This window comes from Virgisporangium aliadipatigenens, from assembly GCF_016863615.1.
Lineage (GTDB): Bacteria > Actinomycetota > Actinomycetes > Mycobacteriales > Micromonosporaceae > Virgisporangium > Virgisporangium aliadipatigenens.
Genome location: NZ_BOPF01000035.1, coordinates 115,160 through 125,299, shown reverse-complemented (window position 1 = coordinate 125,299; position 10,140 = coordinate 115,160). Strand labels below are relative to the sequence as shown.

Here is a 10,140-nt window from a genome sequence, read left to right as displayed (position 1 = left end):
CGCCGTCCGGGTCGCCGTGTCGATGAGGTTCCGGTAGGCCGCCGGGTCTTTGAAGTCCGTCGGATCCTGGATGAGTGCGCAGAGGGCACCCTGGACCGCTCCGGCGAAGGCTCCGGTCAGCGCGGCGGCACCCACCGTGTCGAGCTGCTCCGGGAAGGCCTTCGTCAGCGCGCGGGCGATCTCGAGTTGGGCGTCGGAGTACAGCTGGAGCGCCCGTGCCCGAACGGTCGGGTTCTCGCGTATCAACCGCAGTCGTAACGCCGCGAGCCCACTGGCGACGTCCTCGTCGCTTTCCGCCTGCGCCAAGGCGCGGAGCAGCACCTCAGCGGGTCGCTCCGGCGGTCCGCTGCCGTCGATGGTGCGTACCGCCGCGGCGACCCGGTCGTCGTGGTCGGGGAACAGCAGGTCTTCCTTGCCGGCGAAGTATCGGAAGAGTGTGCGCGTGCCGACTTCGGCGGCGGCGGCCACGTCGGCGAGAGTGGTGCCGTCGAATCCTCTGCTCCGGAACAGGTCGGCTGCCGCTGTGGCCAGCGCCTGCCGGGTGCGTAGCTGCTTGACCTCGCGCAGGGACATCACCGAAGGGTACCGGCCTGACCGATCGCGGCACCCGTTGTGTGATGGCACTCACTGCCATTCGGCACACATGGCAATTTGGCATCTGCTGCCACTACCTTCGTGAGCATGTCTCCTCGCGACGTACTCATCCTCGGCGCCGGCGTCGCCGGCCCCACCCTCGCCTTCTGGCTGGCGCGGCACGGAATGCGCCCCGTCGTGGTCGAACAGGCGGCAACACTGCGCTCCAGCGGCAATCCCATCGACGTCAAGGGCCCGGCCGTCCACGTCGCCGAGCAGATGGGTGTTCTCCCACGGCTACGCGCGGCCGCCACCGCGGTTACCGGCGTGACACTGCTCGACCTCGCCGGCCGGCCGATGGCCCGGCTGCCCACCGCGCCGGAGGGGAGCCAGGACATCGAGATCACCCGAGCCGACCTGGCCACCATCATGTTCGAAGCGGCGGTGGACAGCGCCGAATACCTGTTCGGCGATACCGTCGTGAGCCTCACTCAAGATCTGGCCGGGGTCGATGTCACGTTTGCCAAGGCCGCGCCCCGCCGCTTCGACCTCGTCATCGGCACCGACGGCATCCACTCCACCATCCGGCGCATGGAGTTCGGCCCGGAAGAACGGTTCGCGCGGGATCTGGGCATCAACCTCGCGACCGTTCCGGTACCGCTCGACGCGGTCCGCGACCGGCATGACATGGTGGTTTACAACGCCCCCGGCCGCCTCGCCCTCCTGCACCCGGGCAAGGTCGAAGGACTGGCCATGTTCGTCTTCCACGGACCGGCCTCCCCCGGCCGGGACCGCCGCGACAAGGTTGCCCACACCGAGCTCGTGACCGACACGTACCGAGGCCTCGGGTGGCGCGTTCCCGAACTGGTCGACGCACTCCGACAGCACCCCGACCCCTACTTCGACCGCCTCAGTCAGATCAGAATCGACTCCTGGTCCCGCGGCCGGGTCGCCCTCCTCGGCGACGCCGCGTCCAGTGTCGCGATCTTCGGCGACGGCTCCACCCTCGCCGTCGCCGGCGCCCACACTCTCGCCGGCGCACTGGCCGCCAACCCCACCGACCACACCCGCGCGTTCCGCGAATACGAGACAACCCACCGGCGCCTGGTCAACCCCAAGGTGCGGCAGATCAAGCCACTCGCCGCGCTCCTCATCCCCCGCACCGGACGCGGACTCGCCGCGCGCAACCTCACCACCCGGGCTCTCGCACGCGTATTCGCCGACAGGTTCGCACCGAAACTCTCCACCGCGACCCGCTGATCGCCCCGCTACCGCCCCCACCCGGCTCCCGTCAGCGTCACCCGCGACGCGGATCTGTGCCGGTTCAGGAGATCGGATAGGCCTGGCCGCCCCGTTCCGGCGCGACAGCCGGCCCGAGGTCCACCTCCCGCCCGTCGACCGCGAACCGGTACCGGCCGAGCCGGCGGACCTCCGGCGTCGCTTCGAGATAGGTGCGCAGCTCGTCCAGCTCGGTCGGCGTCAGCCAGCCCGGCGGGTCCGACACCGCGCGGAACCCGCACACGTCCGCCAGATCCCGCAGCCACCCGAGCTGCCGCGGGGTGAGCAGGTTGAGCCGGCTGCGGAAGTAGACGACGTCCGGGTCGACCTGCACCAGCGGCGACCACCACAGCCGGTGGAGGCTGTTGACGAACGCATTGCGGGCGGTCGCGTCGGACGGGTCCACGGTCGCGTAGTTGTCCCACATCGGCGCCACGTCCGGGCCGCTGCGCAGGCCGTCGAGGATCCCGAGCGAGGGCAGCAGGATCGCGCCGGAACCGAGCAGGTACACGTCCTCGCCGGCCACCTCGCGGATCAGCCGCAGGCCGTCGCGGTAGGCCTCGTCCCGCCGCCGCCCCGGCAGGTACGCGGCGGCGGCGTTGACGAAGTCCAGCTTCAGATAGCGGAACCCCCACTCGTGCACCACCGTGCGGATCAGCTCGGCCACGTGCTCCCGCGCGTCCGCGCGCGCCAGGTCCAGCGCGAAGTACGGGCCGCCCCAGTTGTAGCCGGCGATCACCGGCGCTCCCGTGGCGTCGCGCAGCAGCAGGTGCGGATGTTCGGTGGCGAGCCTCGACTGCGGCAGGGCGATGAACGGTGCGATCCACAGCCCCGGCGTGAACCCCGCGTCGTCGATCCGCTCCGCGAGCGCACGCATCCCGCTCGGGAACTTCGCGTTCGGCCGCCAGTCGCCGACCCGTTCGGCCCAGCCGTCGTCGACCTGCACCACGTCGAACGGCAGCCCGGAGAGGTCCGCGATGTCCTTGTACAGCACCTCCTCGGTGATGTTCTCGTAGTAGGCGTACCAGCTGCACCAGACGTTGCCGGCGCGGCGGCCGGTGGGGCCGAAGCGCCGCGCCAGTTCGTCGGTGTAGGCGCCGAACACCTCGTCCTCGGGCCCGTGGGCGAGGAACCAGTCCGCGCCGCCCGCGGCGTACCAGCCGGCGAGCGTGTCGTGGTCGGCGGCGAGGCGCGGGGTGTCCGGGCCCAACGCGCCCAGCAGGAGCGTGCCGCCGTCGTCGCCGCGCAGCGCGGCCACCGCCGAGGAGTGGTGCCGGTTCGCGTCGTCGTGCACGGGGTCGTCGGCGGTGACCCGCCGCCGCGGGTCGGGCACCCGCAGCGGCGGTTCGCTCAGCCGGCGCCAGCCGGACGGGCTCCACGAGTTCTGCCCGTTGCGGTAGAACTCCGCGTCACCGAGTCCGTGCAGCACGGCCACCCGGCCCGGCGGCAGCAGGAGTCCGCCGTCCGTGGGTCGCGGCGTGCCGCCGCCGGAGTGCTGGACGGCGAACACGCGTCCGCCGACCTCCACGAGCTGAGCCATGTTTCTCCCTACTTGAAGAGCGCGTTCACCTGGTCGTTTGCCTTCTTCAGCGCACCCGCCGGGGCGGCCTGTCCCAACACGACGGCCTGGATCGCGTCCTGCACGATCTGGCTCACCTCGTTGCCGTGGTCGGTGATCGGCAGGAAGAACGTTCCGCCCGGTGCCGACGCCTGGTCGGTGAAGACGTGCACGTCCCGCCCGGCGGCCTTGTGCGCCGCGAGCGCCTTCTCCACCCCGGACCTCACCGCGGGGAAGACGACCGCGTTGCCGCCGACGATGTCCTGACAGGCGGCCGAGCCGAGGAACTTCACCCACGCCCACGCCTCGTCGGGATGCTTCGTGCCCGCGTAGATCGCGTCGGAGAGCCCGTTGATGGCCGTCTTGCGGCCGGCCGGGCCGGTGGGCAGCGGCGCGAAGGCGTATTTCTGCTTGGCGTTCGCGCCGAGGTAGGAGCTGATCGTCCACGAACCGGCGAACGTGAACGCCCCCGTGCCCTGGTCCATGACGGCGTCGCGGCCGAGCGTCGACTGCTTGTCGAAGCGCGGCGCGTATCCGGCGTCGATGAGGTGCGTGAACCACGCGATCGTCTGCGCCAGCTTCGGATCGTCGTAGCGGTAACGGGTGCCCCAGGGGTTCTTGTCCAGGAACGTGAAGCCGTTGGCGACAGCCAGGTTGCCCCAGCCGTTCTGGCCCTGGGAGCCGTCGGCCCACTCCGGGAGGAAGCCGTACACCTTCACGTTCGCCTTGTCGAACGCGGGATCCAGGCCGGTGCGCCCCTGACTGTCCACAGTGGATGCCGCGATCGCCCGCTCGAACGTGCCGCCGTCGACGGGGTTCCACGTGAGTGCGTCGAGTCCCGTGGTGTCCTTGACGAGCGCGGTGTTGTACACCAGCGCCATCGTGTCCCAGTCCTTCGGCAGGCCGTAGCGCTTGCCGTCCTTGACGAACAGGTCGGCGAGCCCGGCCTGGTACACGCCCAGGTCGACCCCGTCGCGTTCGACGAACGGCTGGATGTCGAGGATCTGGTTACTGGAGACGAACTGCGGATAGTACGAGGCGTGGTCGGTCCACACGTCGGGTGCGCCGCCGCTGGCGAGCTGGGTGGTGAGGTTCTGCCAGTACTGGCTCCACGCGGTCTGCGTGAACTTGATCGCGACGTTCGGGTTGGCCTTGGTGAACTCGTCGGCGCAGGTCTGATACGACGGCAGCTGCTTGTCGTCCCAGAGCCAGTAGTTGAGCGTGACCTTGCCGTCGGCGGGTTCGGCCGTGCAGGCGGCCAGCGGTAGGAGGAGGGCGAGGACCGCGAGGGCTCTTCTCATGGCGGTGGCCTTTCCGGATGCCGAGCTACTTGATGCCGGTGAAGTTGAGCGACTGCACGAGTCGTCTACCGAGGACGACGAGCAGGATCAGGACGGGTAGGACGGAGAGCGTGGAGGCGGCCATCAGCCCGGTCCAGTCCGGTTGGGTGTTCGGCGACTGCTGGCGGAAGACGCCGAGCGCCACCGTCAGCAGCCGGGTCTGCTCCCCGCGGCCCACGAGCAGCGGCCACAGGAAGTCCTTCCAGGCCCACACCGTGGTGGTGAGGGCGATCGTGCTGAGGGGGCCGCGGCTCATCGGCACGACGACGTTCCAGAAAATCCGCCAGCGACCGGCCCCGTCGATGACGGCCGCCTCCTCCACCTCGACCGGGACGGAGAGGAAGAACTGCCGGAGGAAGAAGACCGCGAACGGCGTCATCAGGAACGACGGCGCGACCATGCCGGCGAAGGTGTCGATGAGGCCGAGGTCCTTCACGAGCGTGAAGTTGGGCAGCAGCGTGAAGATGGGCGGCACCATCAGCGCCGCGACGATGACCCCGAACAGCGCGTCCCGGCCGGGGAAACGCAGGCGGGCGAAGGCGTATCCGGCCATCGCGCAGAAGAACGTCTGCCCGACCGCGATCAGTCCACAGTAGACGATCGAGTTGAGCGTGTAGCGCAGGAAGTCGATCCGCGCCCCGGAGCCGCCGGCCGCCCGCGCGGTCTCCGCGTCCACCAGCCCGAGGACGCGCCGGAAGTTGACGGTCGTGGGATGGTCGGGAAACAGCCCGGTGCTGTCGGTGTAGAGGTCCGCGGCGGGGGTCATCGCGGTGCGGACCATCCAGTAGAACGGCACGATCGTGAGCACGAGGAACACGCCGAGCGTGCACCACGCCGCGATCCTGGACATGGCGTCGCCTCCTCAGGCGAGGTCGGAGCGGGAGGCGCGCAGCAGTCGCAGCTGCACGGCGGTCAGCAGGCCGAGAATCACCACGAGCACCATGGCCGCGGCGGCGGCGTATCCCATGTGGAAGTACCGGAACGCCTGCTCGTAGATGTAGAGGTAGACGACGCGGGTGGCCCCCGCGGGATTGCCGAGGGTGGTGACCGCGACGGTGTCGAAGATCTGGAACGAGCCGATCAGCGACACCACGAGCACCAGCGCCAGCACCGGCCGCAGCAGCGGCAGCGTGATGAGCCGGAACATCCGCAGCTCCCCAGCCCCGTCGAGCGCGGCGCTCTCGTACAGGTGCGCCGGGATCTGCAGCATGCCGGCGTAGAGCAGCAGCGCCGTGTAGCCCGTGTACGCCCAGGTGTTGACGAGCGCGACGGACGGCATGGCCCACACCGGCGAGGTGAGGAACCCCTGCCGGCCCAGCCCCGCCCCGGACAGCAGATGGTTGACCAGCCCCAGGTTGGCGTCGAGCAGCCACATCCAGAGCAGGGCGACGGTGACGTTCGGGACGAGCCACGGCACGAGCAGCATCGCCCGCACCACGACCGAACGGGTCAGCCGGTGCATGAGCGCCGCGAGCCCGAGCGCGAGAACGGCCTGCGAGCCGATGTTGAGGACGACGTAGTAGGCGGTGACCCGCAGCGACCGCCAGAACTGCGGGTCGCCGGCGAGGTCGGCGTAGTTGTCGGCGCCGACGAACGTCGGCGTGTTGAGCAGGCTGTAGTCCGTGACGGAGTACCAGATCCCGCGGGCGGTCGGATACAGGTAGAACACCGTGAACCCGACGAGCACGGGCAGCAGGAACACCCAGGCGACCCGCCGGTCGTCGCTGCTTCTCGTCACGACCGAGCCTCATCTCATCTTGTGCCGGAGGACGTGCGGCCGCTAATAATGATGAAGCTCATGGAAACTTTGTCAACACCTCCTCGTATCTAGCCCCCACGGGGAGGCCCGCCGACTCCCTTCGGAGGAACCATGCGCAGACGCCTCGCGGCCGTCGCCGCCCTCTGCCTGCTTCTCGCGGGTGCCGTTCCCGGAAGCGCCGCGGCCGCGCCCGCCGGACCGCCGCCCCGGCCGGCCCCGCCCGGCACACCGGCCCCGTCCCTGACGGACCATCCGCTGACCGCCGCACCCAGCCCCCTGGACAACCCGCTCAAGGGCTTCGGCCGCTTCTACAACGCCGGCGAGAACCAGAACACCGGCTACCCGCGCTCCCTCGCCTGGAGCTACTTCGGCCTCTCCGAGGTGATGACCAGCGCGACGAACTGCACGGCGTACGACTGGTCCATCGTGGACAGTGCGCTGAACGAGACCGCCTCGTACGGCAACCAGGCGGCCATCCGCTTCTACCTGGAGTACCCGGGCGGCACCGGCAGCCATCCCGGAAATGCCGTCCCGCACTGCTTCGACGGGCACGTCGCCTACCGCGACAACACGTACTGGGGCACCGTCTCACCGGACTACGACAGCCCTTACCTGCTCGACGCGGTGTCGGCGTTCATCGCCGCGCTCGGTGCGCGCTACGACGGGGACCCGCGCATCGGCTTCATCCACCTGGGCATCGTGGGGCTGTGGGGCGAGTGGCACACGTGGCCGTTCGACACGGACACCGGCTCCGACAGCTATCCGAACCTGATGCCGACCGACGCCAACGGCGCGCGGATCGTGCGGGCGTTCGACGAGGCGTTCGACACGACGAAGCTCGAGATCCGTTACCCCGACTCGGCCGGCGGCGCCGCGAACACCCGCGACATCGGCTATCACGACGACTCGTTCTGCTACCGCGAGGGCTCGCCGCTGCAGGGCGTCACGCTGCCGCAGTCGCTCGGCGGCGCGAGCTACTCCCAGCTGACCCGGGCCCTCGCCACCGGCACCGAGAACAAATGGATCACCTCGTCGATGGGCGGCGAGGTGCGGCCCGAGATCCAGGCTTCGGCGTTCGCCTCCTGGCCCGGCGGCTCCGGCCAGGTCGACAACCTGAAGGCCTGCATCGAACTCGAACACACCACCTGGAAAATCAACCAGGGCAGCCAGAACTACGCCGCCTCGGACCCGAACGTCGCCGCCGCCGTGCGACTGATGGGCTACGACCTCACGGCCACCAACGCCTACTACCAGAACAGCGTCACCGGCAACGCCACCGTCGGCGTGAAGCTCGTCAACAACGGCGTCGCCCCGTTCTACTACCCGTGGACGGTCGCGCTCGGGCTCAAGGACTCCACCGGCGCCGTCGTGCGCACCTGGGACACGCCGTGGGACCTCAGGTCCGTGCAGCCGTTGCGGATCCGGGCGTTCCCCGAGTGGGGCGTCGGCGCCGACCCCACCTACCGCGATTTCGGCCACCCGCAGTACTTCCAGTCGAACGTCAGCCTCACCGGCGTGGCCGCCGGCTCCTACCAGCTCGTCATGCGCGTGAAGAATCCGTTGGAGGCGCTCAGCCCGGCCGCCAAGAAGCTCCGCTTCGGCAACACCACCCAGCACGCCGACGGCTGGCTCGGCCTCGGCGCCATCGGCGTCGGCACGGGCGGGGACACCACCGCCCCGTCGGCCCCGACCGGTCTCGCCTCCCCGGCGCAGACCTCGACCAGCATCTCCCTGTCCTGGAACGCCGCCACGGACAACGTCGGCGTGACCGGCTACCGCGTGCTGCGGGGCGGGACCCAGGTCGCCACGACCAGCACACCGTCCTATGTGGACACCGGGCTCACCGCCGGCACCTCCTACACCTACGCGGTGCAGGCCGTGGACGCGGCGGGCAACGCGTCGCCCGCGTCCACCCCGCTCTCCGTCTCGACCCCCGGTGCCGCGGGGCGCCTGCTCGACGACTTCGACGGAACGCCTCCGTATCCGGCCGCCGCACGAAACGACCTCGGCGCGTGGACCGGCGGCAACGGCTTCACCAACGGCGGCGGCAACGGCGTCGTCTCCGGCGGCGCGCTCACGCTGCGGTACGCCAACGGCGGCTGGCTCGGCAGCGACGTGCCCATCTCCGTCTCCTCGTACACGCATCTGGTCATCCGCGTCAAAGGCTCCGTCGGCGGCGAGCAGTCCCACTTCAGCCTCGGCCTCGGCGGCACCACGAAGCTCTTCGCCGACTACGTACTGGACGGCGGCGGCCGCCCCGTGCTGACCACCGGATACCAGGAGATCCGCATCCCGATGGCCGCGAACGGCATCGACCGCGCCGCTCCCGGACAGCTCGCCATGGGCTTCTGGTTCGGGGGGAACAGTGCGATCACCATCGACAGCGTAAGTTTCCGGTAACTTCGTAAACTCCGTAGCAGAACTCGGGAGGCGCAGCGTGGCGGATCCGGTCCTCGGTGGCACCGACCTGTCGCGGCTGCGCGAACTCAACTCGTTGACGGTGGTGCGGGCGCTCCGCGAGCAGCAGCCGGCCACCGTCACCGAGCTGGCCAAGCTGACCGGCCTCTCCCGGCCGGCCGTCGACGTCATCGCGCAGGGGCTCGTCTCCGGTGGTTGGGCCACCGTCGTGGAGCCCGACGGCAGCAGCGTCGTCGGCCGGCCGGCGCGGCGGTACCGGTTCCGGGCCGGGGCGGGGCACGTCATCGGCGTCGACGTGGGCGGGCACAAGATACTGGTGCTCCTGGCCGACCTCGACGGCAACGTGGTGCACACCGCCCGCTGCGCGGTCGCCGCCGACGCGCAGCCGCGTAAGAGGCTTGCGGCGCTGGACCGCGTTCTCGCGAAATGCCTGAACGAGGCGGGCAAGACCGCAACGGACATCTGGGCCGTGGGCGTCGGCGTGACCGGTCCGGTCGACGCGACCGGCCGGACCACCCTCTTCACGCCGCTGCCCGGCTGGCGCACGGTCGACCTCGCCGCCCACCTCAGCGACCGGTTCACCTGTCCCGTCGTCGTCGAGAACGACTGCAAGCTCGCCGCCCTCGCCGAACGCTGGCGGGGCGCCGCCCGCGACGCCGACGACATCGTCTTCCTGCTCGCCGGCATGCGCATGGGCGCCGGCCTCATCATCGACGGCCGGCTGCGGCGCGGCTACGGCGGCGCGGCCGGCGAGATCGGCGCCCTCAAGCCGGTCCGCTGGCTGAACGCCCCCAGCACCTGGAACGCTGCCCCGGCGTGCCCGACACGGTCGACCCGGACGCCGCCGCGGCCTGGGTCTTCAGCGCCGCCCGCGACGGCAACCGCGAGGCCCGCGCGGCGGTCGGCCGCTACGTCAAGGACCTCGCGGTCGGCACGGCCGCGCTGGTGCTCACGCTCGACCCGCAACTGGTGGTCTTCGGCGGCGGCTTCTCCCGCTCGGCCGACCTGGTGCTCGACCGGCTGCGCCGCGAGCTGGAGAAGCTCTGCCTGCGGGTGCCGGACGTGCGCGCGTCGACCCTCGGGGCGGACAGCGTGGCGCTGGGCGCACTGCGCTTCGCCCTGAACGAGGTCGACCACCGGCTCTTCACGGCCGGCCTGAGCGCCCCGGTGGCGCCCCGCCGCGACTGACCCGCGTCGATCCGCCGTGATGGCCG

At 70.5% G+C, this 10,140-nt stretch carries 7 protein-coding genes and 2 pseudogenes; 4 read left to right on the top strand and 5 right to left on the bottom strand.

Going from position 1 to position 10,140, the window contains the following annotated elements; translation table 11 throughout:
• The coding region (locus tag Val02_RS36355) for a TetR/AcrR family transcriptional regulator (protein ID WP_203903842.1) at positions 1-573 on the bottom strand (573 nt) is incomplete at its 3' end.
• Positions 574-681: 108 nt separating this feature from the next.
• Between Val02_RS36355 and Val02_RS36350 the strand changes: the two genes are divergently transcribed.
• A complete protein-coding gene (locus tag Val02_RS36350) occupies positions 682-1,833 on the top strand; it encodes an FAD-dependent monooxygenase (RefSeq protein ID WP_203903841.1) in 1,152 nt (383 codons plus the stop codon).
• A gap of 64 nt (positions 1,834-1,897) precedes the next feature.
• On the opposite strand, the gene Val02_RS36345 is transcribed toward Val02_RS36350, so the two are convergent.
• Genes Val02_RS36345 through Val02_RS36330 form a run of 4 tightly spaced genes read right to left on the bottom strand, consistent with a single transcriptional unit; the run spans position 1,898 to position 6,487 of the window.
• Entirely contained in the window at positions 1,898-3,391 is a 1,494-nt protein-coding gene (locus tag Val02_RS36345; protein ID WP_203903840.1) for a glycoside hydrolase family 36 protein, read from the bottom strand.
• Between the two features lie 8 nt (positions 3,392-3,399).
• Entirely contained in the window at positions 3,400-4,710 is a 1,311-nt protein-coding gene (locus Val02_RS36340) for an ABC transporter substrate-binding protein (protein ID WP_203903839.1), read from the bottom strand.
• A gap of 25 nt (positions 4,711-4,735) precedes the next feature.
• A complete protein-coding gene (locus Val02_RS36335) occupies positions 4,736-5,599 on the bottom strand; it encodes a carbohydrate ABC transporter permease (protein ID WP_203903838.1) in 864 nt (287 codons plus the stop codon).
• Positions 5,600-5,611: 12 nt separating this feature from the next.
• The gene (locus Val02_RS36330) at positions 5,612-6,487 is read right to left on the bottom strand and encodes a carbohydrate ABC transporter permease (RefSeq protein ID WP_203903837.1); all 876 of its coding nucleotides are present in this window, start codon (positions 6,485-6,487) and stop codon (positions 5,612-5,614) included.
• 132 nt (positions 6,488-6,619) lie between these two features.
• Between Val02_RS36330 and Val02_RS36325 the strand changes: the two genes are divergently transcribed.
• From Val02_RS36325 to Val02_RS48360, 3 genes and pseudogenes are all read left to right on the top strand, one after another.
• Positions 6,620-8,908 (top strand): fibronectin type III domain-containing protein, encoded by a 2,289-nt coding sequence (locus Val02_RS36325; RefSeq protein ID WP_203903836.1) that lies wholly within the window; start codon positions 6,620-6,622, stop codon positions 8,906-8,908.
• A 37-nt stretch (positions 8,909-8,945) separates the two neighbouring features.
• Positions 8,946-9,635: pseudogene (locus Val02_RS48365) on the top strand (ROK family protein); the annotation flags it as partial.
• Positions 9,636-9,742: 107 nt separating this feature from the next.
• Positions 9,743-9,985 (top strand): annotated as a pseudogene (locus tag Val02_RS48360) (ROK family protein); the annotation flags it as partial.
• Positions 9,986-10,140: the final 155 nt, after the last annotated feature.

Excerpts from the sequence above, each read along its gene's own strand:
- Val02_RS36325 (WP_203903836.1), top strand. The coding sequence starts at position 6,620 with ATGCGCAGACGCCTCGCGGCCGTCGCCGCCCTCTGCCTGCTTCTCGCG.
- Val02_RS36350 (WP_203903841.1), top strand. The coding sequence starts at position 682 with ATGTCTCCTCGCGACGTACTCATCCTCGGCGCCGGCGTCGCCGGCCCC.
- Val02_RS36345 (WP_203903840.1), bottom strand. The coding sequence starts at position 3,391 with ATGGCTCAGCTCGTGGAGGTCGGCGGACGCGTGTTCGCCGTCCAGCAC.
- Val02_RS36340 (WP_203903839.1), bottom strand. The coding sequence starts at position 4,710 with ATGAGAAGAGCCCTCGCGGTCCTCGCCCTCCTCCTACCGCTGGCCGCC.
- Val02_RS36335 (WP_203903838.1), bottom strand. The coding sequence starts at position 5,599 with ATGTCCAGGATCGCGGCGTGGTGCACGCTCGGCGTGTTCCTCGTGCTC.